At 58.6% G+C, this 26,381-nt stretch carries 25 protein-coding genes; 9 read left to right on the top strand and 16 right to left on the bottom strand.

Annotated features, from left to right (window positions below; all coding sequences use genetic code 11):
• Position 1: 1 nt before the first annotated feature.
• The 3 genes from mnmE to ACR0L1_RS13865 form a co-directional block, all read right to left on the bottom strand.
• On the bottom strand, positions 2 to 1,288 hold the full coding sequence (gene mnmE, locus ACR0L1_RS13855) for a tRNA uridine-5-carboxymethylaminomethyl(34) synthesis GTPase MnmE (protein WP_480859435.1): 1,287 nt from the start codon (positions 1,286 to 1,288) through the stop codon (positions 2 to 4).
• A 30-nt stretch (positions 1,289 to 1,318) separates the two neighbouring features.
• Positions 1,319 to 2,590 carry a transcription termination factor Rho gene (gene rho, locus ACR0L1_RS13860; RefSeq protein ID WP_170771337.1) on the bottom strand — a complete coding sequence of 424 codons (1,272 nt, stop codon included), beginning with the start codon at positions 2,588 to 2,590 and terminating at the stop codon, positions 1,319 to 1,321.
• A gap of 147 nt (positions 2,591 to 2,737) precedes the next feature.
• Positions 2,738 to 3,187 (bottom strand): CopD family protein, encoded by a 450-nt coding sequence (locus tag ACR0L1_RS13865; protein WP_170790202.1) that lies wholly within the window; start codon positions 3,185 to 3,187, stop codon positions 2,738 to 2,740.
• 404 nt (positions 3,188 to 3,591) lie between these two features.
• On the opposite strand from ACR0L1_RS13865, the gene ACR0L1_RS13870 reads away from it, so the two are divergent.
• The 4 genes from ACR0L1_RS13870 to dnaQ are packed head-to-tail and all read left to right on the top strand — an operon-like array spanning position 3,592 to position 6,326.
• A complete protein-coding gene (locus ACR0L1_RS13870; protein ID WP_480505381.1) occupies positions 3,592 to 4,191 on the top strand; it encodes a Maf family protein in 600 nt (199 codons plus the stop codon).
• On the top strand, positions 4,188 to 5,021 hold the full coding sequence (locus tag ACR0L1_RS13875; RefSeq protein ID WP_480859437.1) for a shikimate dehydrogenase: 834 nt from the start codon (positions 4,188 to 4,190) through the stop codon (positions 5,019 to 5,021). Before ACR0L1_RS13870 ends, ACR0L1_RS13875 begins: the two co-directional genes overlap by 4 nt.
• Complete coding sequence (gene coaE / locus ACR0L1_RS13880; protein ID WP_170786191.1) at positions 5,018 to 5,611, top strand: dephospho-CoA kinase; 594 nt, start codon at positions 5,018 to 5,020, stop codon at positions 5,609 to 5,611. The genes ACR0L1_RS13875 and coaE overlap by 4 nt, the downstream gene beginning before the upstream one ends.
• A complete protein-coding gene (dnaQ, locus tag ACR0L1_RS13885; RefSeq protein ID WP_170790198.1) occupies positions 5,604 to 6,326 on the top strand; it encodes a DNA polymerase III subunit epsilon in 723 nt (240 codons plus the stop codon). Before coaE ends, dnaQ begins: the two co-directional genes overlap by 8 nt.
• 27 nt (positions 6,327 to 6,353) lie before the next feature.
• Here dnaQ and secB read toward each other — a convergent pair whose 3' ends face one another.
• Together secB and ACR0L1_RS13895 are read right to left on the bottom strand one after the other, a co-directional pair.
• Positions 6,354 to 6,857, bottom strand: a complete 504-nt coding sequence (gene secB / locus ACR0L1_RS13890; protein WP_170771325.1) for a protein-export chaperone SecB — start codon at positions 6,855 to 6,857, stop codon at positions 6,354 to 6,356.
• A 64-nt stretch (positions 6,858 to 6,921) separates the two neighbouring features.
• On the bottom strand, positions 6,922 to 7,413 hold the full coding sequence (locus ACR0L1_RS13895) for an FxsA family protein (protein WP_170771323.1): 492 nt from the start codon (positions 7,411 to 7,413) through the stop codon (positions 6,922 to 6,924).
• A gap of 108 nt (positions 7,414 to 7,521) precedes the next feature.
• Between ACR0L1_RS13895 and ACR0L1_RS13900 the strand changes: the two genes are divergently transcribed.
• Genes ACR0L1_RS13900 through ACR0L1_RS13910 form a run of 3 tightly spaced genes read left to right on the top strand, consistent with a single transcriptional unit; the run spans position 7,522 to position 9,799 of the window.
• On the top strand, positions 7,522 to 8,181 hold the full coding sequence (locus ACR0L1_RS13900; RefSeq protein WP_170771321.1) for a Tim44/TimA family putative adaptor protein: 660 nt from the start codon (positions 7,522 to 7,524) through the stop codon (positions 8,179 to 8,181).
• Positions 8,178 to 9,212, top strand: coding sequence for a murein transglycosylase A (mltA, locus tag ACR0L1_RS13905; RefSeq protein WP_480859440.1), 1,035 nt, complete (start codon positions 8,178 to 8,180; stop codon positions 9,210 to 9,212). The genes ACR0L1_RS13900 and mltA overlap by 4 nt, the downstream gene beginning before the upstream one ends.
• Entirely contained in the window at positions 9,212 to 9,799 is a 588-nt protein-coding gene (locus ACR0L1_RS13910; RefSeq protein ID WP_170771317.1) for a Smr/MutS family protein, read from the top strand. The genes mltA and ACR0L1_RS13910 overlap by 1 nt, the downstream gene beginning before the upstream one ends.
• On the opposite strand, the gene ACR0L1_RS13915 is transcribed toward ACR0L1_RS13910, so the two are convergent.
• The 3 genes from ACR0L1_RS13915 to hslU all read right to left on the bottom strand — a co-directional run bounded on the left by ACR0L1_RS13915 (position 9,796) and on the right by hslU (position 13,517).
• The gene (locus ACR0L1_RS13915) at positions 9,796 to 11,013 is read right to left on the bottom strand and encodes an MFS transporter (RefSeq protein ID WP_480859442.1); all 1,218 of its coding nucleotides are present in this window, start codon (positions 11,011 to 11,013) and stop codon (positions 9,796 to 9,798) included. The genes ACR0L1_RS13910 and ACR0L1_RS13915 overlap by 4 nt on opposite strands.
• On the bottom strand, positions 11,013 to 12,137 hold the full coding sequence (locus ACR0L1_RS13920; RefSeq protein WP_480859444.1) for an alpha/beta hydrolase: 1,125 nt from the start codon (positions 12,135 to 12,137) through the stop codon (positions 11,013 to 11,015). Before ACR0L1_RS13920 ends, ACR0L1_RS13915 begins: the two co-directional genes overlap by 1 nt.
• A 72-nt stretch (positions 12,138 to 12,209) precedes the next feature.
• A complete protein-coding gene (hslU, locus tag ACR0L1_RS13925; protein WP_480859446.1) occupies positions 12,210 to 13,517 on the bottom strand; it encodes an ATP-dependent protease ATPase subunit HslU in 1,308 nt (435 codons plus the stop codon).
• Between the two features lie 172 nt (positions 13,518 to 13,689).
• Between hslU and ACR0L1_RS13930 the strand changes: the two genes are divergently transcribed.
• Positions 13,690 to 14,931 (top strand): MFS transporter, encoded by a 1,242-nt coding sequence (locus tag ACR0L1_RS13930; RefSeq protein ID WP_480859448.1) that lies wholly within the window; start codon positions 13,690 to 13,692, stop codon positions 14,929 to 14,931.
• On the opposite strand, the gene hslV is transcribed toward ACR0L1_RS13930, so the two are convergent.
• Complete coding sequence (gene hslV / locus ACR0L1_RS13935; protein ID WP_170771306.1) at positions 14,920 to 15,480, bottom strand: ATP-dependent protease subunit HslV; 561 nt, start codon at positions 15,478 to 15,480, stop codon at positions 14,920 to 14,922. The genes ACR0L1_RS13930 and hslV overlap by 12 nt on opposite strands.
• 197 nt (positions 15,481 to 15,677) lie before the next feature.
• On the opposite strand from hslV, the gene ACR0L1_RS13940 reads away from it, so the two are divergent.
• Positions 15,678 to 15,872, top strand: coding sequence for a DUF1127 domain-containing protein (locus ACR0L1_RS13940; protein WP_170771304.1), 195 nt, complete (start codon positions 15,678 to 15,680; stop codon positions 15,870 to 15,872).
• Between the two features lie 136 nt (positions 15,873 to 16,008).
• Here the strand turns inward: ACR0L1_RS13940 and trxA are convergent, their stop codons facing one another.
• Genes trxA through ACR0L1_RS13975 form a run of 7 tightly spaced genes read right to left on the bottom strand, consistent with a single transcriptional unit; the run spans position 16,009 to position 26,373 of the window.
• Entirely contained in the window at positions 16,009 to 16,329 is a 321-nt protein-coding gene (gene trxA, locus ACR0L1_RS13945; RefSeq protein ID WP_170771302.1) for a thioredoxin, read from the bottom strand.
• A gap of 60 nt (positions 16,330 to 16,389) precedes the next feature.
• Complete coding sequence (gene addA, locus ACR0L1_RS13950; RefSeq protein ID WP_480859450.1) at positions 16,390 to 19,749, bottom strand: double-strand break repair helicase AddA; 3,360 nt, start codon at positions 19,747 to 19,749, stop codon at positions 16,390 to 16,392.
• A complete protein-coding gene (gene addB / locus ACR0L1_RS13955; protein ID WP_480505363.1) occupies positions 19,746 to 22,673 on the bottom strand; it encodes a double-strand break repair protein AddB in 2,928 nt (975 codons plus the stop codon). The genes addA and addB overlap by 4 nt, the downstream gene beginning before the upstream one ends.
• Positions 22,666 to 23,352: a nucleotidyltransferase family protein gene (locus tag ACR0L1_RS13960; RefSeq protein ID WP_480859452.1), complete on the bottom strand. Its 687-nt coding sequence runs from the start codon at positions 23,350 to 23,352 to the stop codon at positions 22,666 to 22,668. Before ACR0L1_RS13960 ends, addB begins: the two co-directional genes overlap by 8 nt.
• Positions 23,349 to 24,353: an aminoglycoside phosphotransferase family protein gene (locus ACR0L1_RS13965; RefSeq protein ID WP_480859454.1), complete on the bottom strand. Its 1,005-nt coding sequence runs from the start codon at positions 24,351 to 24,353 to the stop codon at positions 23,349 to 23,351. The genes ACR0L1_RS13960 and ACR0L1_RS13965 overlap by 4 nt, the downstream gene beginning before the upstream one ends.
• A complete protein-coding gene (gene tsaE, locus ACR0L1_RS13970) occupies positions 24,350 to 24,823 on the bottom strand; it encodes a tRNA (adenosine(37)-N6)-threonylcarbamoyltransferase complex ATPase subunit type 1 TsaE (RefSeq protein ID WP_480859456.1) in 474 nt (157 codons plus the stop codon). The genes ACR0L1_RS13965 and tsaE overlap by 4 nt, the downstream gene beginning before the upstream one ends.
• Before the next feature lie 41 nt (positions 24,824 to 24,864).
• Positions 24,865 to 26,373, bottom strand: coding sequence for a PAS-domain containing protein (locus ACR0L1_RS13975; protein ID WP_480859458.1), 1,509 nt, complete (start codon positions 26,371 to 26,373; stop codon positions 24,865 to 24,867).
• Positions 26,374 to 26,381: the final 8 nt, after the last annotated feature.

The raw sequence follows: 26,381 nt of genomic DNA on the forward strand, positions 1-26,381 counted from the left end.
CTTACTTGCCCAAGCAGAAACTCGAGAATATTTCGTCCAACAAGTCTTCAACCCCGATCCTCCCGACCAGAGATTCCAACGTTCTGATTGCTGTGCGCATTTCTTCCGCAGCGATATCATACAGGTCTGGGCCTGATTCCAGAACCGAGATTGCCGCGTTCAAGGCCTGTTGCGCATTGATCAGCGCAACACGGTGCCTTTCTCGTGTCGAAATACCAGATGTCGTGGTTCGCGATGACAAAATACGCGATATACGGGCAACAAGTGCATCCACTCCGTGGCCTGTTTTCCCAGAAATTCCATTTTCACCCTCGTCTCGAAGGTCGGATTTAGGGAAAACTTGGATATCGTCGGACTGAAACTGCACATCCAATTCGGACGGGTCAGCTGTCAGAAACACTCGCATATCCGCAGCTTCCGCCCGTTTCTTTGCCAACGCAATCCCCAATGATTCCACATGATCTTCGGTTTCGCGCAATCCGGCCGTGTCCAACAGTGTTACCGGCAGACCGTCCAAGTCCATCCGCACTTCGATCACATCGCGTGTAGTTCCGGCATATTCCGATGTTATCGCGGCTTCTCGCCCGGCCAACGCATTCAGCAAAGTAGACTTTCCAGCATTGGGCAAGCCGACAATAGCAACTTCAAATCCTGTGCGAATACGTTCAGCAATCTTGACGCCTTCGGCTTCACGCATCAGGTCGGACATGACACCTTCAACTAAGGCCCGAACTTCAGGAGTGACATCGGTTGGCACCTCTTCATCCGCAAAATCGATCACGGCCTCAAGCAGGGACGCAGCACGGATCAGGTCGCGACGCCAACGCTCGGCAAGCTGCCCCAGACCCCCAGCTAGAATAGTCTGCGCCTGCTTGCGTTGCGCTTCAGTTTCCGCGTCGATCAAATCGGCAAGACCTTCGACCTGAGTCAGATCCATCTTGCCGTTTTCCAACGCGCGACGGGTGAATTCTCCGGGTTCAGCCAGGCGCAAACCATCGGTATCGGACAAACACCGCATCACAGCATTCACCGACGCAGTGCTACCATGAATTTGCAGCTCTGCGACGTCCTCACCGGTGAAACTGGCCGGAGCCTGGAACGTCAGCACCAACCCGTTATCCAGACGAGATCCATCCGGCCCGCGTAGCGTGCGTAATTTCATACCGCGCGCGGGAAGTTCCCCGCCCGTCAGATCCCTGACCGCCGAGTGCGCTAAAGGACCAGAGAGGCGTATAACCGCCACCCCTGCTTTGCCTTGCGCGCTGGCCAAGGCGAATATCGTATCCATTCGAAGGCCTCGCGTCCGTTAAGACCTGTGTCAGGTATTCATTGAATCGAAGAACTCGCCATTCGTCTTCGTCTGTTTCAACTTGGACAGCAGGAACTCGATCGCGTCGGTCGTCCCCATCGGGTTGAGGATGCGGCGCAGAACAAATGTTTTGGCCAGATCACCCTTGTCGACCAGCAGATCCTCTTTCCGGGTGCCCGATTTGAGGATGTCAATCGCCGGGAACACACGCTTGTCGGCGATTTTGCGGTCCAACACGATTTCCGAGTTACCCGTGCCTTTGAATTCTTCAAAGATCACCTCGTCCATCCTGCTGCCGGTGTCGATCAGCGCTGTGGCGATGATGGTCAGCGAACCGCCCTCTTCGATGTTCCGGGCCGCACCAAAGAACCGTTTGGGTCGTTGCAGAGCATTCGCATCCACACCACCGGTCAGAACCTTACCCGAAGATGGGACCACAGTGTTAAACGCCCTACCAAGTCTTGTGATCGAGTCCAAAAGAATCACAACATCTCGTTTATGCTCAACCAGACGCTTAGCCTTTTCGATCACCATTTCCGAAACGGCCACGTGGCGCGTCGCCGGTTCATCAAAGGTCGAAGACACGACCTCACCCTTCACCGAGCGCTGCATGTCCGTCACCTCTTCGGGACGTTCATCGATCAGCAGGACGATCAGATAGCACTCGGGGTGGTTCTGTTCGATCGAGTGCGCGATGTTCTGCAGGATCACCGTCTTACCCGTCCGCGGAGGCGCCACGATCAGCGACCGCTGTCCTTTACCAATTGGTGCAACAAGGTCGATCACGCGAGCGGACTTGTCTTTGATGGTGGGATCTTCGATCTCCATCTTCAGACGTTCGTCTGGGTACAAAGGTGTCAGGTTGTCGAACAGGATCTTGTGCTTAGCTTTCTCGGGGTCTTCAAAGTTGATCTTTGTGACCTTGGTCAGCGCAAAATACCGTTCGTTGTCATCGGGCGCCTTGATTTCACCTTCAACGGTGTCGCCAGTGCGCAGCGAATGCAGGCGGATCATGTCAGGCGAGACATAAATGTCGTCAGGACCCGGCAGATAGTTTGCCTCGGGCGAACGCAGGAAGCCAAAACCGTCTTGCAGCACTTCCAGCACGCCATCGCCGCCAACGGTCCAGCCCTCATCCGCGCGTTCGCGCAGGATCTGGAACATCATCTCGCCCTTGCGCATGGTAGAGGCGTTTTCGATCTCCAGTTCTTCGGCCATCGCCAGAAGGTCTTTGGGGCTTTTGGCTTTCAGATCGGCCAGATTCAGGGATTCATTGGACATGATACAAACCTTCACCGCTGTCAGCGCGGCACGAAGTGGAATTTCAGTACGGAAGATACGCCGCCCGGACGGGCGTGTTGACCCCTACATAAGCGTGACCTTTGTTGGAGTCAAACTGCCCTTGTATTTCCTAAGTAGTTTGTGCCCTCAGAACTTCAGAACGACCGCCAGGACAATGATAACCATCAAAACCGTCGGAACCTCGTTCATCATGCGGTACTGCCGCCCAGTGAGCTTATTTCGCCCCTCTATGAAGTCCTTGCGCCGCGCCATCAGCCAATGATGGAACCAGGTCATCCCGATCACCGCGACCCCCTTGGCCCAGGGCCAAGTCCAATCCCAACCAACAATGCCGGGCGTGAAGACCATGATCAGCCCGCAGACCCACGCCACGACCATAGCCGGGCGCATGATCACGCGCAGCAGCTTTTCTTCCATTTCAAAGAAGATCTCCTGCGCTCCGTCGACCGCCTGAGCCTTTTCTACGTGATAGACGAACAAGCGGGGCAGATAGAACAACCCTGCCATCCATGAGATCACGGCCATGATGTGAACCGACTTTACCCACGGGTAGATTGCGAAAAGAAGGTCGGTCATGCTGGCTCCGAAGGTTTCCCGGAACCCTCCCTAATAAAAAAATAAGAAAAGAAAAAGGATGATGGTTTTGTAGGGTGGTTCAAATCCGTGGATTACTTTTTTACACATATGTTTTCCCCAAGTGGACAGAATCCGGTTCTGGCCGGGTGATTCTGTTGAGGGAAATTTTTTCTGATTAATTTCAGTGATTTATACTTTTCTTGAATATGAATCACTGGGGATAAGTCTTTGGGTATATATGGAAAACCCTGGTTTTCCCGTCTGTCGAGTTATCCTTGTCCCTATTGGATAGTATTCGGGCGAATCCGGGATGTTTGACGCGAAAATCGCGGGCTTGCGTGTCAACAGGAAAACCATACAAACCATCCCGGAACCGTTAACGATTTGCTCAGGGGGTTTTCCACATGTCTGTCCCCATCATTCTGGCCTCAGGCTCGTCCATCCGGGCGGAGTTGTTGCGCAATGCGCAGGTGCCATTCTGCGTGCAAACCGCGCGCGTCGATGAAGACACAGCCAAACGCGCCCTTCTGGCCGAAGGTGCCTCGCCCCGTGATGTTGCGGATGCTCTGGCCGAAATGAAGGCCCGCAAGGTCAGCGACAAACATCCCGGCGCGATGGTGTTGGGATGCGATCAAGTGCTGGACTTCGACGGTCAGCTTTTATCGAAACCACAAACGCCTGACGACGCGCTGGCGCAGCTTAGGACCATGCGGGGGAAACGGCATATGCTGCTATCGGCGGCCGTGATCTATCAGGATGGCGAGCCAATCTGGCGGCATGTGGGTCAGGTTCGCTTGCGGATGCGGATGAGCTCGGACGCATATCTGCGGGGCTACGTGGATCGAAGCTGGGACAGTATCCGTCACGCTGTTGGGGCCTATAAGCTGGAAGAAGAAGGTGTGCGCCTGTTCGCCACCATTGACGGAGACTATTTTAACGTCTTGGGTATGCCCTTATTGGAGCTGTTGAATTTTCTGGCCGTCAAAGGGGTGATTGATCAATGAGCAAGGCAAAGATTCCTCTGGCCGGGGTGATCGGGCACCCAGTGGCGCATTCGAAATCACCTCAGTTGCATGGGCATTGGTTAAAGACCTATGGGTTGTCGGGTCACTACGTGCCGATGGATGTGTCCCCGGACGATTTACAGGATGTGTTGCGCGCTTTGCCCAAGGCTGGGTTCGTGGGAGCCAATGTCACCGTTCCGCATAAAGAGGCTGCGCTACGTCTAGCCGATGAGGTCACGGACCGAGCGCGCAAGATTGGCGCGGCGAATACGCTGGTGTTTCAGGACGATGGCCGAATTCACGCCGACAATACCGATGGCTATGGATTTCTCGAGAACCTGCGCAGCGGCGCGCCGGATTGGTCCCCGACGGACGGACCTGCGGTTGTGTTCGGGGCAGGCGGTGCCGCGCGAGCGGTGCTTCAGGCTTTGGTCGAGGCAGATGTGCCCGAGATTTTGCTAACCAACCGTACCCGGGAGCGGGCCGAGACATTGCGAGATGAATTTGGGCCCAGCATCACGGTTGTCGATTGGGTTCAGGCCGGAAATGTGATCGAGGATGCCGAATTGGTGGTCAACACCAGCTCTTTGGGGATGCAGGGGCAGCCCGAGTTACGCGTGCCGCTGGACGGGTTGCAGCCCGGTGCGGTTGTGACGGACCTGGTCTACGCACCGCTGAAAACGCATCTGCTGAAAACCGCCGAAGAGGCCGGCTGCACCACCGTCGATGGTTTGGGCATGTTGCTGCACCAGGCTGTGCCGGGTTTCGAAAGCTGGTTCGGTGTCCGCCCTGAAGTCAATGTAGACCTGCGCGCGGCTGTTTTGTCATGAGTTTCGCGCTTGGCCTGACGGGCTCGATCGGAATGGGCAAAAGCACCACAGCGCAAATGTTTGTCGATGAAGGCTGCGTGTTATGGGATGCTGATGCAGCAGTGCATAGACTCTATTCAAGGGGCGGTGCTGCAGTTGAACCGATGCAAGCTACTTTTCCCGCCGCAATCGTTGACGACGCGGTCAGCCGCGATGCGCTGAAACAGATCATCACAAATGACCCGGCTGCGCTCAAGCAGATCGAAGGCATCGTGCACCCCTTGGTTGCCGCAGACCGCGCTGCGTTTCGAGCAAACGCTACCGCGGATATTCTGGTTTTCGACATTCCCTTGCTATTCGAAACCGGTGGAGATGCTGCGATGGATGCCGTGGCTTGCGTGTCGATCCCGGCGGATGAACAAAAACGCCGCGTCATGGCGCGGGGAACGATGTCTGAGGCGCAGTTCGAGCAGATCCGCGCCCAACAGATGCCGAATGACGAAAAATGCGCACGATCTGATTTCGTGATCGTGACGGACAGTCTGGACCATGCCCGCGCGCAGGTGCAGGATGTGGTCAGGCAGATACGGGCGGGTTTGGCAGATGCGTGAAATTGTACTGGATACCGAAACCACGGGGTTCGATCCCGAAAGTGGCGACCGCATCGTGGAAATCGGCGCGGTCGAGCTTTGGAACCACGTGGCCACGGGCGAGACCTATCACGTCTATATCAACCCCGAACGTTCGATGCCGGAAGAGGCGTTTGGCGTTCACGGTATCGGCCCGGACCTGCTGGAAACTCCGCGACCACCGGAAAAAGGTGAAGTAACACTGAAGGACAAGCCGGTTTTTGCCAAGGTCGGTCAGGGATTTCGCGACTTCATCAAGGATTCGAAACTGGTCATCCACAACGCCTCGTTCGACATGAAGTTCCTGAACGCCGAGTTGAAATGGATGGGCCTGCCGCAGATTCCGATGGATCAGGCGCTCGATACGCTGGCCATCGCGCGCAAACGCTTTCCGGGTTCACCCGCCTCGTTGGATGCGCTGTGCCGGCGGTTCAATATCGACAACTCGAACCGAACGCTGCACGGAGCGCTGCTGGACTCTGAGATTTTGGCCGAGGTCTATCTGGAGCTGATTGGTGGACGGCAGCCGGATTTCGGCCTTTCGACTGTCGCCTCTGCGGCAGGTGCGGGCGGCGAAGAGTGGCGACCCACGGCACGACCGACACCCTTGGCGTCAAAGATCACCGATGAAGAACGCACAGCACATGAAATATTTGTGGAAAAACTGGGCGAAAACGCCCTGTGGACCCGCGCCTGAGGGATTATCCGGCGCGGGTCGAATGGCTTAGGCTTCGGCTTTTTGTGCTTCGGCCTGACGACGCATCAACTCGTTGCGGTACAGGGCGACAAAGTCGATATTGTCCAGGTTCACCGGCGGATAACCACCGTCGCGGGTTACGTCGCTGACGATGCGGCGCAGGAACGGGAACAACATCCGCGGGCATTCGATCATCAGGAACGGATGCAGTTGGTCATCGGCCACACCTTCAACGTGGAACAAGCCGCAATAATCCAGCTCGCACAGGAACAGGATATCTTCCATGCCCTTGGCTTTGGATTTGAGGTTCAGTTTGACCGAAACCTCATACTGATGCTCAGTCGGGCGCTTTTTTGCATCAAGATTGACCTGAACGGAAATCTCGGGCTGCACGTCGCCGGATACGCCCTTTTGGGCCATCACGTTTTCAAACGACAGATCACGAATGAATTGTCCCAGAACGCGCATCTGGATCTGCGGTGCCGCCTGGGCTGCGGCGGCTGTGTTTTCTTTGGCGTCTTCTTCGGCCATTTATCTACTCCGAAACTAAAATTTGCCTTTGCTTAGCAAGTTGGGCGCGGCACCTCAATGCAGGTCACGGACCTTCGACCCATTTCGATGGTTTTGATGGGTCACGGCGGGGGTGAACCTCGGTGTATTCCCCGTCGATCACGTCGTCTTGCGGTGCAGGGTCAGGACCGGTGCGGAACTGCGCGCCACCACCCATCTGAAACTGGGTGATGGTTACCCTGGACTTAAGAAAATTGAAAACGGCCACCCGAACTCCGGGAATAAGCAAAGCAAAACCAATGGCATCGGTGAAAAACCCCGGTGTCAGCAGCAATACGCCAGACAAGAGGATCATGGCGCCATGGGCCAGCGGCTCGGTCGGGTCGTCCAGTTCGGCAAAGGATCGCTGCAGATTGGCCAATGCCATGCGACCTTGTGTCCGTACCAAAGCCGTGCCCAAAACAGCCGTCAGAACGACAATCGCAAGTGTTGGCCACAGGCCGATCAGGCCGCCGACCTGAATGAACAGTCCGATCTCGATGATCGGGACCAGCAAAAAAGCGAGGAACAGATACATATGCGTTATCCTTTAACCAGGCTCGGGCAGTAGACTTGTCCCGAACTGTCACCTACATAGTGGCAAGAGGCTGCGTATACAAAGTCGCGGTCCGATAAAGAGGATGAAATGAACGAACCGATGATCCAGTTGCTGGTCCTGGCCGGAATTGCCGTTTTCCTGATCCTGCGCCTGAAAAGCGTGCTGGGGACGCGTGAGGGTTTTGAAAAGCCCCCCGTTCAGCAGCAGCCAGACGGGCAGAATTCGCGCCGTGACTTCGAGGTGATCGAAGGCGGCCCGGATCACGACATCACCGACCACGTTGCCGAAGACAGCGAACAGGCCCAGACCCTGACCGCTATGAAGCGGGTTGAGCCTAGCTTTTCGGTGTCCGAGTTTGTTCAAGGCGCGCGCGGCGCGTATGAGATGATCGTGATGGGGTTCGAAAAGGGCAATCTGGACGAAATCCAGCCCTTCCTGTCCGAAGAGGTGTTTGACACTTTCGTCGATGTCGTCGCAGCGCGTGAGGATCAGGGTCTGACGATCGAAGCTGAATTCATTGGGGTGAGAGAAACCGCGCTGGCCGATGTAAAGTTCGACAAGGACACCAACGAGGCCGAGATTACCATGCGCTTTGTGGGTGAGCTGACCTCGGTCGTGCGGGATCGCGGTGGGGATATCATCGAAGGCAACCCCAACACCGTCAAACGCCAAAAGGACAGCTGGACCTTTGCCCGCGTCATGGGCAGCGACGATCCGAACTGGCTGCTTGTTGCCACGGACGCATGATTGCTGCGCTTCGGTTGCTTTTGCTGGGGGCTGTGATGGCAACCTCTGCCAGCGCCGAAGCGACGCGGTCCATTCTGTCGTTTGACGATCTGGATGGCTGGGCCGCCGATGACCACGGGGCGGCTCTTTCGGTTTTTCTGAACACGTGTGGCGATCTGGATGACCCGGATTGGCGCGCACTCTGCAGTGTCGCGCAGACCTATGAAGCCGATGCCGCCCGATCTTTCTTTGAGCTGTTCTTCCGCCCCGTTCTGGTCGAAGACGGCAAGGACGCGTTGTTCACCGGGTATTTTGAGCCAGAATTGGACGGATCGCGCACTCGATCGGATCGGTTCCGATATCCGCTGTACAAAATGCCGCCCGAGGCGCGTGGGGCTGGGCAATGGCTGTCACGTCGGGACCTGTTGACCAGCGATGTTTTGCAAGGTCGCGGACTTGAGATCGCTTGGGTCGATGACCCGGTCGAGCTTTTCTTTCTGCAAATCCAGGGCTCGGGCCGTATCCGCTTGCCGGATGGCGGCGCATTGCGGGTGGGTTATGGGGGCGCAAACGGGCATCCCTTCCGCTCAATCGGGTCGGAGTTGATCCGAAAGGGAGCGTTAGCCGCCCATCAGGTCAGTGCGCAGATGATCAAGACGTGGGTGCGCAAGAACCCCGAGGCCGGGGCCGAGCTGCTGTTTCACAACCCCTCATACGTGTTCTTCCGCGAAGTCACCCGCATCGCGCCCGAGCTTGGGCCTTTGGGCGCCATGAACCGATCCGTCACCACGATGCGCAGCATTGCAGCCGATCCGGGCTTCACGCCGTTGGGCGCGCCGGTTTGGGTTGAGAAGGACGGCAAAAACCCATTGCGACGGTTGATGATCGCGCAGGATACCGGTTCGGCTATCAAGGGCGCGCAGAGGGCAGATATTTTCTTTGGTACTGGTGATGAAGCGGGCCGCGCCGCGGGGCGTTTGAAAGACCCCGGACGCATGATCGTTTTACTGCCGATCCAACGCGCCTATGCACTGGCACCGGATTCGTCCTGATGGCACGGCGCAAACTCACCTCGGACGAAATCGAACTATGGCGAAAGGTCGCCAAACAGGCCGAGCGGATGCACCCCGAGATCCCGCAAACGGTGCATCCGACTACCCTGCCGAAACCGAAGCCCACCAAAACGCCAAAAGCGCGGATCGACACGTTTGAGCTTGGCCAGACCGCACCTTCTAAACCATCGCGCCATGCGCTGAAACCCTCTATTGCGGAAAGCCTGCGCGCTAGCCCGGTGCAGATGGACAACAAAGCGTTTGGTCGGATGAAGCGTGGCAAGCTCAAGCCCGAAGGCAAGCTGGACCTGCACGGAATGCGCGTGGATACGGCCCATCCGGCGTTGGTGCGCTTTGTTCTGACCGCCCAAGCGCAAGGTAAACGTCTGGTTCTGGTCGTCACCGGAAAAGGCAAGGACCGGGACGAGCCCGGCCCCATCCCCACCCCGCGCGGCGTATTGCGCAACCAAGTGCCGCATTGGCTGAGCATTCCGCCGCTGGCGCAGGCCGTGCTGCAAGTAACCCCTGCCCATATCAGCCATGGTGGCGACGGGGCGTATTACGTTTACCTGCGGCGTATCCGTTAAAAACTGCGCGCGGCGCGGGTGATCCCGATCCAGACCAACGCGCTGGCTGCGACGAAGAACGCTCCTATCCACAGGAATTGCTGATCCAGCGCGACGCGATGGTCGATCAACACTCCGGTCAGTCCCGGCCCGATGGCCGAGCCCAAGACCATCAGGGCGGTTGCCATGGCCTTGATCGCACCGATGTGGCGGGTGCCATAGAACTCGGCCCAGAACGCGCTGGGCAGTGTGCTATTGGCCCCCACGGTCAAGGCCAGAAAAACCAACGCCAAACTGGCCCCCACCAACCCTGTCACAAACGAGACAAGGGCAAACCCGATCGCCATGGGCAATAGGAAATAAGGCATCATCCGCGCGGTGCCCCATTTGTCCAAAGCCCAGCCGGTTGCAAACATCGCCAGCAGGGACACAGCGGTGTAGATCGGGAACAATGCAACCAGTTCGATATGCTGCCAGCCCTTGATCTCGGCCAGATGCACCTGATGAAAGAAAAACGCGGTGATGAAGGCGGATGGTCCCAGCAATGCTGGAGCCATAAACCAGAAAAGTGGACTAAGTAGAGCCTGTTTTCGCGTCCAATGGCGCCCTTTCATACCGGTTGAGGAATGCTCAGACGCCAGGCTTTGCGGCGTGCGTTCCTGTCGCAGCAAACGCACCAGAACCGGGATCCCTAACAGCACCATTCCAGCTGAAATCACCCAAAGTATCCGCCAATCCAGCACTGCCATCGCGGCGACGAAAATGACCGGCAGCAGCGCCTCGCCGACCGAGAACCCGACCGAGGCAATGGACAGCGCTTTGCCCCGCGTGGCGGTGAACCAGCGTGTCATTGCCACCAGGGCCAGATGCACAGACATCCCCTGCCCGAACAGGCGCAACAGAAAGATGATGATGGGTAAAAGGAACAGCCATGCGTTCAGCGCCATCGCCATCGCGGCCAAGGCCAGACCGACCAGGACAACCGGCCCCAGAACGCGCACGCGAAACATATCGGTCAGCGCCCCGGCCCAGATCATGACCACGGCCGACACTGTCGTGCCCAGCGAATAAAGCCCGCCCCACGCCCCATGGCTCAGGCCATACGCGGCGCGGATTTCGCCGGAAAAGATCGAGATGAAGAAGGTTTGCCCAAAGCTGGACAGAAGTGTCAGCAAAAACCCCGCGCCCAGCCATGCTGCGTTGTCGCGCAGAAACCCGCCGGGCCGATGCGACATCACGGGGCGCTTACCTGTGCCTGTCCGGTTTCGGTCAGAACGATCTCGGTCGCGCCGGTTGGGTTGCGCACATTGGCCGGGGCGATGACGTCAATCCCCCGCTGCTCGGTACCGAATGTGTCGCTGACCCGGCGGGCCGATGCGATAATTGCCAGCAACGCTGGCGAGGTCGCGGCCACGAAATGCGAGGATTGCGCATCGTCATTGAAAGCGGTCGTGTCCAGAATGCTGATCTTGTATTCAGACAGCGCCTCGGCCGAACTGATATTGCCCAGACGCTCACCCTTGGTGGTGCCGCGCAGCCGGGCCGAGATATTCAGCAACTTGTCCTTTTGCGAGGTGATGACGATGAACGGATCCGGCGGTGTCTTGATCACATCCATCTGCGAGCGGAACAGATCCACGTCCAGATCCGGTGAAATCAGCACCACGCCTTCCAGATTGCGACTGGCCCAGCCTGGTTCGCGCAATTCGGCCTGTCGCATCATCTCCATCGTCAAGGCAGTTCCCATGGAGTGCGCCACCAGAACCACACGTTTGACTCCCATGGTTTTCAAGTGGCGGACGGTCTGCTCCAACCCGTCGCGGGCAAACAGCATACTGTCCAGATCATAGGCATAGCCATATCCGGTCGCCTGGCTGGGCCAGGAATAAACCATTGTGGCACCGGGAATATTCAGATCGTGTCTAAGCTGCGCGGCGCGAAACGTAGTTTCGGACTGTGTTGTGTTGTAGCCGTGAATGAAGATCGACACCTCATCCACGTTGCCCAACCGGGCTTTCAGATCGCCGGGCCCTTGTAACTCATCCACGGCTGCCATCACGAACTGCTTTTCGGGGTTTGGATTGGCGTAAGAGAAATCCAACGTTCCGGGTGTGTGATTGGGCGGGATCGAGACGGTCATTTCCAGAAACTGCAACCCATCTCCCCGCTTGAACCCGTAAGAACCATCAGCTTCGCGCGCGCGGGTTGTGGTGGCGTAGATGGTTTGGGGTGTGCCCACATCCAAAGCCGACGGCACTGTATCCGAGATGGTACGGTCGACGCAGGCTGTCAGAAGAGATGCAATCAAAAAAATGGAAATATAGCGCAGCACGAAAATAGCCCTCGAGGGTTTGCGCATAAGCTAACGAATTCCTGCCGCGGGTCCAAGCGCGACGGGTTCAACCAAGCAGCGAAAATCAGCCAGTGTCTGTTACAGGACGTATCGGCTCAGGTCGGTGGATTTGGTCAGCTCACCCAGATTGTCATCCACGAACTGCGCGTTCACAGTGATTTCCGCCCCGGCCTGATCGGGTGCAGTGAACGAGAGTTCTTCGAACACACGCTCCATCACCGTATAAAGCCGCCGCGCGCCGATGTTTTCGACGCTTTGGTTCACATCTGCCGCGATCTTGGCCAAAGCGGCGATGCCGTCATCGGTAAAGCTGACCGCAACCTCTTCAGTACCCATCAGCGCAGTGTATTGGCGGGTCAAGGCGTTGTCGGTCTCGGTCAGGATGCGGACGAAATCCTCTTCGGTGAGCGCTCGTAGTTCCACCCGGATCGGCAGACGCCCCTGCAATTCCGGCAACAGATCCGAGGGTTTGGCGATGTGAAACGCGCCAGACGCGATGAACAGGATGTGGTCGGTTTTCACCGGACCATGTTTGGTGGATACGGTGGTGCCTTCGATCAGGGGCAGCAGGTCGCGCTGCACCCCCTCGCGACTGACATCGCCACCGCGCGCTTCCGCGCGCGCGCAGACCTTGTCGATCTCATCCAGAAACACGATGCCGTTCTGTTCAACCGATTCCAAAGCCACGCGGTTGACCGTTTCATCGTCCAGCAGCTTGTCGGCTTCTTCCCCGATCAGCGCGTCATAGCTTTCGGCCACGGTCATGCGTTTCTTGACGGTGCGCCCGCCAAAAGCCTTGCCGAAGATATCACCCAAATTCATCATCCCCATCTGACTGCCCGGCTGTCCCGGCACGTCAAACATCGGCATCGGGTTTGAGCTGTCCGACAGTTCCAGTTCGATCACCGTATCGTCCAGTTCCCCCGCTTTCAGCTTTTTGCGGAACATCTCGCGCGTGCCCTCGCGGGCGTCTTCGCCGGCAATGGCGGTGATGACGCGATCCTCGGCGGCCTGATAGGCACGCGCTTTCACGTCCTCGCGCATATACTCGCGGGTCTGGATGATCGCCGCATCGGCCAGATCGCGGATGATCTGTTCCACGTCGCGGCCCACGTATCCGACCTCGGTGAACTTTGTGGCCTCGACCTTGATAAAAGGCGCGCGGGCCAGCTTGGCCAGACGGCGGCTGATCTCGGTTTTGCCGACACCGGTGGGGCCGATCATCAGGATGTTTTTGGGGTAGACCTCATCGCGGATATCATCAGCCAGCTGCTTGCGCCGCCAGCGGTTGCGCAGCGCCACGGCCACCGCGCGTTTGGCATCTTTCTGACCGATAATGAAACGGTCCAGTTCCGAGACAATCTCGCGCGGGGTCAGGTCGGTCACGGGTTGGGTCCTTTCGATCAGCGGTTTGGCTTACGTAGTCACCGCACAGGCGAAAACAACTGCGGCAGCGTTGGTTAGCAATGCGCCTGCCGGTTTGCAAATGCTTTCCATAGGTGAAACGTTTGTGCTCTGATACAATCATTTCAATATGTTGAGGGTCAGGAGCGCGCGAATGACGAAAATTGCCAAGATCACCCTGTTGTTCGTGGTGTTTGTGGACCTAATCGGACAAGGTTTGGTCTTTCCCATCATCAACTCATTGATCATGGAGACGAAATCCGGCTTCCTTCCCGACAGCACGCCGATGGGGCAGCGGCATTTCTACTATGGGCTGGTGATCGGGTGTTTCTTTTTGTCTTGGTTTCTGGGTGTGGTCTATGTCTCCAAAGTCTCGGATTCCATAGGGCGCAAGAACGCGCTTCTGGTCTGTCTGGCCGGGGCGTTGGCGGGCTATGCGCTGACGATTGCGTCGCTTTACCTCAACAGCCTTCTGCTGCTGATCATCGGGCGGTCAATCACGGGGTTCACGGCTGGCAACCAGCCCATCGCGCAGGCGGCAATGATTGATGGCAGCACGGATGCCGCCGATCGCGACCGAAACATGGGCTATATCGTGACCGGTGTCAGCTTTGGTCTAGTCGGAGGGCCCATTATAGGCGCCGTCCTGTCTGACGCGGCCCTGCTGGGCAGCGTGGCCACCCTTAATACGCCGTTCTATGGCGCGTTTGCTCTGGTCCTGATCGCCATTTTCCTGGTGATCAACTTCTTCAAGGACACCCGCACCGAACGTGAACCCTTTGTCTTTCGCCCGCGTGATATCACCGATAGCCTGTTCGCTGTGCGCGGGCATCCGATGGTTCTGAAAATCTTGCCGGTCTATTCCTTCTTCATGATCGCCAACGTCACCTTTTACGTTTTTGTCGACAACTACCTGACCAGCCGGTTCGGCTATGGCGTGATCGGCGGCAGTATGGCGATGGTTGTGATCGGCTTTGCACTGGCCTTTTCCAGCACCTTCCTGGTGAAACCCGCGCAGGAAAGGTTCAGCAAGCACAAGATCATTTATGTCTCGCTGATCACGATGGTAATCTGCGGGCTAGCCTTTGCCTTCAGTCCTATCGGATGGCTGAGCTACGTGCCGGTGTTCTTCTTCTATTTCTTCTTCGGCGTATCCTACCCGACGCTACTGGGCCTGTTTTCCGCAAGTGTCAGCGAAACTGATCAGGGCTGGGTCATGGGCGTGACGACAGCCGTCTTCTGCCTGGCCGGAGGGGTCATGTCTCTGATCGGCGGCGGATTGATGAGCATCGACATCCGTGTGCCCTACTACATCGTCATCCTTGCGGCGATACTGGGCCTGATCGGCATGCACCGCCGCTGGAAAGGGAAGGAGATTAAGGTTTTATTGGCCTGAGATTTCCTCGACCGTCAGATTGCCGTTGGTGTAGACGCAGATATCGGCGGCAATCGCCATTGCCTCGCGGGCGACGGTTTCGGCGGGTTTGTCGCTGTCCATCATCGCGCGGGCGGCGGCCAATGCGAAATTGCCGCCCGATCCGATGGCGGCGACGTTGTGTTCGGGCTCCAGCACATCCCCTGCCCCGGTGATCACCAACAGGTCTTTGCCGTCGGTCACGATCAGCATCGCCTCAAGCTTTTGCAGGTATTTGTCGGTACGCCAATCCTTAGCTAGCTCAACCGAGGCGCGGGCCAACTGACCCGGTGTGGCCTCAAGCTTGGCTTCCAGCCGCTCGAGCAGAGTGAATGCGTCGGCGGTTGATCCGGCGAACCCTGCGACGACCTCAAACCCACCGGGGGACAGGCGGCGCACCTTGCGGGCGGTGCCCTTGATCACCGTCTGGCCCAGGCTGACCTGACCATCCCCGGCAATCACCACCTGGCCGCCTTTCTTGACGCCAATAATTGTCGTGCCATGCCAACCGGGAAAATCGCTGTCTGCCATTGGGGCCTCCGTTCTTCACTGGCCCCCTATATGGGCCGGGCGTGCGTTCAGCGCAACTCTTCTCAAACTGCTCAAAAGATATGCACTAATTGCAATTCGGGGTTACCAGACTAGCAATTGTGAGACTCGGGTATTGATCCTACATGAGCCTCACAACCGACAAGAGGTCGGCTGTTTCAGTTAAAAGGAATGCGCAAATGGCAACCACCGCAAATATCCATGCGCCGCTCGGAGCAGCTACCATCCTGCATGTAGTGGACGCATTTTTCGGAACCTACGAAAAAGCACTAGCGTGGAATGAATCCCGCAAGACCCGCAAGCTTTTGTCGAACCTCAGCGACGCCCAACTGGACGATGTTGGCCTGTGCCGTGCGGATATCGCAAAGCTCTGATCTTTGCACCGACCACACCGTCAAGATGAGCCGCTCAGCCCCTGAGCGGCTTTTTCTTTGCGCATCCGTTTCTTTGGCTACCCATGAAAAAAGGCGCCCCGAACGAGGCGCCTTTGAATTCCGTTCGAAACCCGGGTCAGATCGAGTCTTCGATCCAGCTTTGCAGCGCGGCTTTCGGTGCCGCGCCAGCGCGGTTCGACACAACCTGACCATCCTTGAAAATGAACAGCGCAGGAATACCGCGGACGCCCATTGCAGCAGCCGAGTTGGGGTTGCTGTCCACGTCCACCTTGGCGATTTTCACCTTGCCGCCATATTCCGACGCCAGTTCTTCCAGCGCGGGGCCAATCTGCTTACAGGGGCCACACCATTCGGCCCAGAAATCGACAACAACAGGGATGTCGGAATTCTTGACTTCGGCGTCAAAGGTTTCGTCGGTTACGGCTACGGTCGACATATTCTGTCTCCTGAATGGGGTAAACTCGGGAACAGAACGTAGGGGCGCGACTTGGCAAGGTCAAGATATGTGGGCGCGTGTCAGTGCATCCGTCACAATATCGTGTGGCAACCACATAAGCTGCGCGGTACGCGTCCACAGGATCGCGGTTTTGATATTCCGACCGGGACAGATCTGCGCCAGCGCGTGCGCATAAGCTCCCATCTGCCGCAACAACCCATCCGGGCAGGTTTCGGGGCTGTTTGGTACGCTCATATTTGTTTTGAAATCAATGATCTGCACCTCGGTATCCGAGATGATCAACCGGTCGATGACCCCATGCAAACGCCGCCCGTTCAGCGTGGCCGTCACCGGAACTTCGGCCAGCGTGTCCGGCGCAAAGACTGGGCGCAGATGATCTGCGGTCAGGGCGGTTTTGGCCTCGGCCAACAGCACGGACCTGTCTGCGTCGGACATATCCGGTAGAATGCGCGCGCAAAGCTGTGGCCAGTTTTCCGGCGGAGTCGACGGCAAATGCTCCAGCAGCAGATGCAGGCGCGTGCCGCGCAGCTTTGCGGCCTCTTCATCTTGCCCCGCATCTCCGAACAACGCCTTTGGCCCACCCAAATCTGATGGGCTGAGAATGTCCGGTTCAACCTCAGGCGCGTCCGGGTTCGAGCGGAACATATCGGGCAAGATCTGCTCTGCTGCACGGGTGTCTTTGTGTTCGGTTTCTGGCAATCCGTCCCAGTCCCCATGCGCCAATCGCAGGATCTCCGTGCCTTCGATGGCAACAGCCCCTGCCCGTTCCATGGCAGCCTGCACCATTTGATACCAGCTGGTTCCATCCGTTCCGACATCTCCCGCTGCGGCCACGATTAACCACTTCTCCGCCCGTGTTAGAGCCACATAGAGTAGGCGCAACCGTTCATTCTCTTCCCGTTCCCGAGCCTGCGCCCGCGCGCGGGCAATCAGGCTGGGTGAGGCATCGGCTGGTAATTTCCAGGCAGGAACACCGTCGCCCACCATAATCTCGGCATCGCGCGGGGCCTGTCGTTTGCCCGTATCTGGCAGGATCACGATGGGCGCCTCCAGCCCTTTCGAGCCATGCACCGTCATGACGCGGATCATATTGCCGACGCCGCTCATCTGTCGTTTGATTTCCAGATCGTCGGTCTGCATCCAGACAAGGAATCCGGTCAGGCTCGGAATATCCGTGCGCTCATAGGCCAGCGCCTGCGACAGCAGCGCATTGATGCCATCCTCGGCCTCGGCCCCCAGACGACCCAGCAATTTGCGCCGCCCGTCATGGCGCGTCAGGATGCGTTCGATCAGGTCATAGGGGCGCAGAAAGTCGATCTGGCGGCGCAAATCGTTGAGAACCTCAAGCGTTTCAGGAAAGTCATCCGCGCGATGGCGCAAAGCCGCCCATAGAAATTGTTCCTGCCGCCGATGGGCCAGATCAAAGAGCTGTTGCTCGCTCCACCCGAATAGCGGAGATTTCAGCACGGTCGCCAGCGAAAGGCTGTCCTCGGGCGTGGCCAGAAAGCTCAGCAAGGCGGCAAGGTCTTTCACAGCCAGCTCTGCGCCGACCTTCAGCCGGTCCGCCCCTGCGATGGGCAGGTGCAGGGATTTGCAGGCGCGGATGATCTCGGCAAACAGGTCGGATCGGCGTTGTACGAGGATCAGGAAATCGCCCGGCTGCACCCTGCGGCGCACGAAGGTGCCGGGGATGTCGCCATCCTCGGGGATGGTTTCGCCCGAGTCGATCATGGTTTTGATAGACTGCGCAACCTGCTCGGCCAGGATCACCGTGTGATGGCGCGCGCCAGGTCGGTCGACCGGGTCGGTCCAGTCGGCATCCTCATCCGCTTCGACCTTTTCCACCACGGGCCACAGATCTACGCGCCCCGGTAAATCGGCCTTAAACGCCCGGTGCTGGCTGTCTTTGTGAAACCCGGCCTCGGCCCGGTTTTCGAACAGGATATCGACCAGAGACAAGATCGCACTGGAGGACCGGAAGGAATATTCCAACGTCGAATCCCAGAGTTTAGAGCCTGATTCTTTCAGCCGCCGCCCAAACTCTCGCTGCATGCGATCGAACGCGGCAGGGTCCGCGCCCTGAAAGGAATAGATCGACTGTTTCTTGTCGCCGACCACAAAGATCGTGCGCTCGACCCCGGACCGGGCACCTTCCCCGCTGGTGAATTCCAGCGCCAGTTTCTCGACCACGTCCCATTGGTCGGGGCTGGTGTCCTGTGCCTCGTCCACCAGAATATGGTCGATGCCGCCGTCCAGCCGATACAGCACCCATTCGGCCACTGCTGGGTCGTTCAGTACTTGCCGCGCACGCAGGATCAGATCGTCGAAATCCAGCCAGCCGCGCAACTGTTTGCGACGCTCATATTCCGGCAGGAAGGCGGAGGCAAACCGGTGCAACACATGGGTCTTGCGCGCGGCGACCAGCGCCAACCTCTGTTCGCGCGCGTCCTCGATGCGCAACATCAGCGACTCAAGCTGTGGCATTCGGTCGGCCAAAGCGCCTTCGCGCAGGGCCTTGGTCGGAAAGCTGTTGATCTTGGCCGAAAACGGTTCCTTGGCGGACTTGCCCGTCAGGAAAACGCCTTCGAGGATTGGCAGGCTGTCCAATCGCGGCTCGGTAAAGGCGGCCAGTTTTGCGGCAGCCTTGGCGTTGTTGCCGCCGCTCTCGGACAGTGCCGGCAGGATCGAGCGGATCAGATCGACCTCACCTCCCAGAAAGACCTTGCGCAACAATGCGTCTTCGTCAAACCCGTCGGGCAGGTCAAATTTGCCCAGAATGTCGCCCCAGCCCAGCGCGTTTGCGAAAAGGTTCCGTTTCTGGGTCACGGCGGCTGTCAGAGCGTCAAATCCAGAGTCGGTTACAAACCGGGCCACATCCTCGATCAGTCCGGCCTGCGGTCCCGTGGCGAAATCTTCGACGATTTCCTCACGAAGTAAGGCGGCGGCGCGGTCTTCCATCTCAGAGAACTGCGGGCTGACCCCGGCCTCAAGCGGAAATCGGCGCAGCAACGCCGCGCAGAACGAATGGATCGTCTGGATCTTCAACCCACCGGGCGTTTCGATGGCGCGGGCAAACAAAGTACGCGCCTGCGCCAGGCGATCCGGGTCGATCATTCCCGCCACGCCCAGATCGGTCAGCTGCCTGCGCAACGGGTCATCACCCAGCATCGCCCATTCGCCAAGGCGCTTGAATAGGCGGTTCTGCATCTCGCTGGCGGCAGCTTTGGTGTAGGTCAGGCACAAGATGTGCTGCGGCTGCACGCCGTCCAACAAAAGCCTCGCCACCCGGTCGGTCAGAACCCGCGTCTTGCCCGAACCCGCATTCGCGGCCAACCAGGTCGAGGCATCAGGCCGCGCTGCCTGCACCTGCCGTTCGGTGGCGTCGTTGCGGGCGCTCATGACAGATCCTCGGGCTTGGTCTCGGCGGTTCGGTCCCACTCGCCAAAACGGGCAAGGTGATCGTAGTCCCCGATATCCGTATCCTTGTGCAACATTCGCCGTGACGAGAACCCCTGATCAGGCTCTAAATAGGCAGAAATCAACTCTTTTAGTTCAGCCAACACCTTGTCAGTCGGTTCCTTGGCCAAGGGCGCAGGCACCTCTTTGTAGCTTCCGCCCATGCCGATAAACACTGCTTCGGCCACGGGCAGAGGGTCAAACCCTTCGATCCCGCCCTGCTCGGCCATGGCGGCTTCGATCAACAATTGCTTGTCGAACTTGGCTTGCTGACTTTCGGTGGGAGGTGTCCCGGTTTTATAGTCGATCAGTCGCACCGCACCGCGCGTGTTCAGGTCGATCCGGTCGGCCCGACCAACGATCGTGACATCCATCGGGGCGAGGACCAGTTTCATCGCCGCTTCGAACGCCACCGGCCCGCCATCGCCCCTGCGCGCGGTTTCAGCAGTCAGAAAATCGTCGGCAATACGCTCCAAACGCGCCAGCCACAATTTGCGTGCGGTTGGCCAGGCGACATGCTGGTCCAAGAGCATCTCGGCACGTTTCAGAAAGTTCTCACGGTTCAGTAGGGCTGTGTCCAAAACGCTGTCTTTCACGAAATGTTCGAGGATTTCATGAATCACGATCCCGCGCAGCAAGGCATCCGGTGCTTGCACTAATGGGTCCAGAGGTTTCAGCCGCAGTACATGTTTCGCATAAATAGCGTAAGGATCGCGGATCAGGCGTTTGATCTCGGTGACGCTCAAGCGACGAGGCCGCGACGCGACGGGCGGGCGCGGTGAGGGGCGCGCTGCCGCTTTGATCTCAGGTGCATGCTCCAGCTGTTCCGACCAACGCAACCATTGGCCGCCCCGGTCGCGCATCTTTGTAAGCGCCGAGCGTCCGCCCTGATCCGGCAAGCCCTGCAGCAGATTGGTCAACCGGTTCAACCAGCGCGACGGCACAGTTTCGGCGTCGTCCGAGCGGGTGGCGCGGGTCAACCAGACCTCGGGCGCGCCGATGGCCTGCTGGAAATCGTGTGCCGACAGCCCGATCCTCCGTTCCGGCAGCAACAAACCGACCTTGTCACGCATCTGCCGGTTCAACCAAGGGTCCGGGGCTGGGGCCTCGGGCCAGCTGCCCTCGTTCAAACCGCCCAGGATCAGAAGATCAGCCCCCTGAACCCGCGCCTCAAGCGTCCCCCAGATCATGATCCGGGGATGCGGCGCGTCACGGTCGCGAACCTCTTCCCCAGCCAGCAGCGCACCCAACAGATCGGCGAAATCATGCGCCGTCATCTGGCCGCCATGGCCGGACTCATCCTCAAGCGCAGTCAGAACGGCCAGTGCTTTTTGACCTGCGTTCTTGTCCCAAAGCGGACCGCTTTCGCCGGAGCTGCCGGTCGAGATCGCCTCGGCCAGACGACGCAAACGAGTGACCCATTCGGACAACGGCAATTCGCCCGAGATCTGTTGATCGCAGAAATGCCGGATCAACCATTGGATCCAGCCCTCAGACACTTCTTTGCGGATCGCAAAGGCGGTCAGGCTGGGCCCGTCTGGAAAAGGAGGACCATGGCGACGCAAATCCAATTCCAGATCGCGGGTGTGCAGCAAATGCGCACCCCGCTCATCACCACCGTGGCACAAAGGATGTTTCAGCAGCGTCAAAAGCGCCTCACCATCCAGCCGCCGGGTAAACAGGCCCGCCACATGGCGCAGGAACCGACCGGGCGGGGACAGTTGCAAGGGCAGACCCGCACTGTCGTCGGGTGTGATGTTCCAACGATCCAGAGCAGCGCTGACCTGTCGGGTCAACATCCTGTCCGGCGTGATCAGCGCCGCAGTTTGACCCGTTTCTGCCGCCTGTCGCAGCCGAAGCGAGATGGCCAAGGCTTCGCTGCGCGGAGATTGCGCCTCAACCAGGGTCAGGTCTGCGGTGGCCTCGGCCAAATCCGTCAGTTGCGGACCCTCGGTCATCCACGCATCCGTTATTGGCGCTGGGCGCAATGCCAGTGACACCAGCCGATTGCGCGGGGCTGAGGGTGGGGCATCCCGCGTCCAGCGTTCAATCTGATCGGGCCGCAGACCCAACATCGTCATCAGTTTACGGAATCGGTATTGCGGGTGATCTTCCGAGGTCAGCGCCTCGTCCAGCCGGGTCCAGACGGCGTCGGGTTGGTCAAAATCATATCCGGGCAGAATCAACGCGCCTTGCGGCAGGCGAGCGATTGCCTCCATCAACATCAGCGTGGTCCCACGCGACCCGGTTGACCCCGCCAGAATGACCGGATGTTGCGGCGGTTCCACCTGCCAACGGGCGATCAGATTTTCGACAACGCGCCGCTGACGCGCCTGTGCGTCCAGCGCGTTATCGCCAGTGTCCACGAACCTGTCGGCAATCCCGATAAACGCCTGCGCGCGGGCCCAATGGCCAGACATGTCGCTGACATCCAACTGCCGGATCGCCTCGGGGGAAACGCCTTCGCCCTGCATCTCGTCAATTAAGGCGGCCAGGCTGTCGGACAGATCAAACAGCGAGGACCGCGCCGCCAGATCGGGCTGTTGTTCCAGCAGTTTTGAGACCAGTTGAGTCAGTTCCAACCGTCGTCTCAGTGCTGGAATCGCGGGCGGAATCTGCGCAAGATTAATGCTTTCGCCCAGATCCGTGACCAGCGAAAGTCGCGGTAGCAAGCACGCGGGCCCTTTATCGAACAGGTCGCGAACCCGTCGCGCCATCCGCCGCGTGTTGACGACAAGTTGTACGCGAGCCAGCGCCTCGGGCGGTTGGCCGGTGCTGCGTGAGTGCAATCCCGCCACCAGCGCCTTGGGAAAATCCGAACCCGGTGGAACGGCAAAAACGCGCGGAGCCGTGGAGGGGTCAAACATCGGCAATCAACCCTTCGGCCAGCGCGATACCCTCTGGATGGCCTACATCGCACCATCGGCCAGGATAGGTCAGTGAAAACAGACGGTTGTCGCTGTGCATCCGGTCCCACAGCAGGTTCAGGGAAAAGGATGTCTGAGGGATATCCATCAGACCTTCAGTTTTCAAAATCTGCGCCCCGCCATAGATCAATCCGGGCCCGCGCGAGATGCGCCCATCCGCATCTGCGGTGAAATCTCCAGTGCCGGTGTAGCCCAAGGTTTGTGCCACAGGTACGCACATCAACAGCGCGTCCATTCGATCCGGGTCCCAAGCTTCCAGCAAGAGCCTCAACGGGTTCGGACCCGACCAGATTGCGTCAGGGTTCAGAGTGAACACCGGCCCCGACCCCAGCATCGGCAGCGCGGTGCGCAATCCGCCCCCTGTTTCAAGGATTTCGTCTGTCTCGTAAGACAGCAGCACGCCTTTCGGTGACAAATGCGCCTCAAGCTGCTCGGGCAAATAGTGCAGGTTGGCGACGATCCGCTGAGGGTTGATCGCATCAACCAGCTCGAGTGCGTGGTCGATCAGCGGCCGACCCGAAACCTCGATCAGCGGTTTGGGTCTATCTTTGGTCAGCGCGCCCATACGGGTCCCGAACCCGGCGGCGAATACCATCACAGCGTCGGGTGATTGCGTCATCTCTGTCGTAGCCTGTTCAGGTTTTCTTCGGTGGGCGCGGGCAGGGCGCTGCGCAGCAGATCAGCCACGCCGACCAGCGCGGGATGCTCTAGATCGCGCATTAAATGCGCCCATGTGGCCGGGATCAGGTCCACGTATTGGGGCTTGCCGTACTCCGTGGCCAGCCGGGCAAAACCACCCAGAATACGTAGGTTTCTTTGCGCCCCCAGCACCGTATAAGCGGTGCGGAAGTCATGATCGTTCACTCCGGTCTGCGAGATATAGTGATCAATCATACGCATCTCGGTTCCCAAGGATACGTCGCGACGAATGTCTTGCAACAAGGACACAAGATCATAAGCCGGATGCCCCAGCATCGCGGTTTGGAAATCCAGCAGGCCCACGCGTTTTACCCCGTTTCGATCGGGCAGCCAAATCAGATTCTCGGCGTGGTAATCGCGCTGGACCACGACCTTTGGTCCCGATGTTTCCTGGTGCAGGATGTCGGCAAAGCGATGCTCAAACCGACTACGCGCGTCTTGATCATGCGCGCCAAGAATGGCCTGCGCGTATTTGGTAAAAGACAGCGCCGACAACTCGGCCATCAGCGAGGGGCCGTAAGACGGCAGGGACAGTGTTGGTGCCGCGTGCAGTGTGATCAGAACGTCTGTCGCAGCCTGATAGAGCTCCCGTTCCATCTCGGGGCGGGTTTCTAGGACACGCGCGAATAGGTCATCGCCCAAATCTTCCAACAGAAGGAACCCGAACTCGGTGTCCTCAGCGTAGATCTCGGGCGCGCTTAGCCCGGTCGCGCGCAGGTGGTGCGCCATCCGCACAAACGCTTCGACCGGTTCGGCTTGACCGGGGGGGGAATCCATCAGAACGGCCGTTGCCCCGGTCTCGGGATTGGTAAGCCGCTCGTACCTGCGGTTCGAGGCATCCCCGGCCAAGGGCGCACGCAGGGCATTCGCCCAAGGTGTCTGCGCGATCAGCGCCTCGGCTAGAATGGCGCGGTTTGTCATGTGATCGCCTCCGGCAATTCAGCCCAGCGCGGGTCCGACCAACTGATCGTCAGATGGCGTTTTTCCAATGTATCAGGGTCTGTTTTGAACTTTAGTGTCAGCGCTGAGGCCGGTTTCAAGGGCCCCAGTTTGTTTGGCCATTCGATCAGGCTGATCGCGGTTTCGAACGCGTCGGTCAGGCCCAGTTCCTCGACCTCTTCCAGTGCGCTTAGCCGGTAGAGGTCGCAGTGCCAAATCTCGCCCAAGGAGGTGTCATAGACCTGCACAAGCGTGAAGGTGGGCGAGGGGACATCTTCGGGGTGGGTCATCACGGATTGGATCAGACTGCGCGTGAAATGTGTCTTGCCGCTGCCGATCTCGCCGTCCAGCAACAGAACGTCGCCGGGGCGCAGCACGCGGCCCAGTAAAACCGCCAATCGGGCGGTTTCCTCGGGCGAATTCAGGGTGATTACATGGGGCGCACTTGTCATGGCGCCACAATGGCCTTGCGCCCGGTTGGCTGCAACCCGGTTCAGGCGCTGATCTGGTGAATATCCTGACTTATCATCGCGTCCGTATCCGGTGAAAACCGCACGATCGTCGCGCTGTTCTGCATCGGGCACAAGGTGCAGATCAGGCGCGTGCCATTACGCAATCGCAGGTCCGCGGACCACTCGGATCGGTTTTCGCGCATGGCTACGAAATCTCGGATTCCGCCAAGGACCGGCGTTGCCAGGCATTGATCCTGCCAGCCCCGGGTCACATCAAGGATCGAGTCAGGCTCGAACCCGCTGTCGTCGGTTTCACCCCACAATTCCTGATAGGCGTAATTGGTGAAAGCTAGGGTTCCATCCGCACCAAACACAGCGATTGCATCCGCCAGCTTGTCCAGAATGGATTGCATCAGGTCCATCTCGGACCGGAAGCGGCGGGTCAGGGTGATCTCGGCCGTGATGTCCTCGAACAGAAAGGCGACGGCACCGTCAGGGTGCGGGCGGCCGCTGACCGAATAGACCGAGCCCGAGGGCAGGGACCATGTTTCCTGATAATTCCCGTCCTCGGCCGCTTCGAGAAGATCGTTCATCTGGCTGCGCCAACCGCGATAATTCTTTGGTTCGGGCATCATGTGCTGATCGCGCAGCCGGTCGAAAAAGCTGGACAGGCTGGGGCGACAACTGAGGAAATCGGGCGGCAGGGTGGTCAGGTCGATCAGGGCGGGGTTGAACAGGGCCAACTGACGGTTTCGGTCGAAGATGGCCAGTCCGATGGACAGCTGCGCGAAGGTCTTGGTCATCGTCTGCACAAATTTGCGCTGAGCGGTTTCGGCGTCGACGATGGCATTGATATCGACTGCATAACACAAATGCCCCTCGGGGTGATCGGACAGCGTCAGATCGAACCAAAGCTTGCTGTCGCTACCCTCGGTCGAGATCGAAACGCGCGACTTTCCTGACGGTTTTGCGTCGTCTTCAAGGCCCGGAAAGAGCGGTGCGGTCAGGTCCGTATCCTGCCCGCGCACTTTGCGTACCAATGCAATATAGGCCGCATTGCACCAGCGCACATTGGATTGGTGATCCAGCAACCAGACCGGGTAGGGCGCACGTTCCATGGCCAATCGGATTGGATCGTTGGTTTCGCGATGAACAGTCGAGGGACACCCGCCACTGTCACGCAACTGAACCCGTACAATCCCATCGATCCATTCGCACAGGACATCGCGTTCTACCGTGCAATCAATCGCGGGGATCACCATGTTGCCTTCCTGCCGGATACGTTCGGGCGTTTCGGGGAACGAAGGGAAATCCCGCTGCAACAGACGGCGCAGGTCCGGCCAGTCGCGCAGGTCGTCGAACCCTTCAAGCGCGATGTCCGAATGGCTGATCAAACGATCCCCATCAAACAGAAACACCGCGTCGAACAGCGACGAGGGCGAGGACAGACCGAAATTGTCGCCCCTTTGCCTGCGACGTGGCAGCAGCCATTGCACCGCAAGGCTGGCAGAAACCAGACCGATAACAGCCAGAATGATCCAATCGACCATGAGTGCCT

It is taken from the genome of Ruegeria sp. J8 (assembly GCF_056531925.1).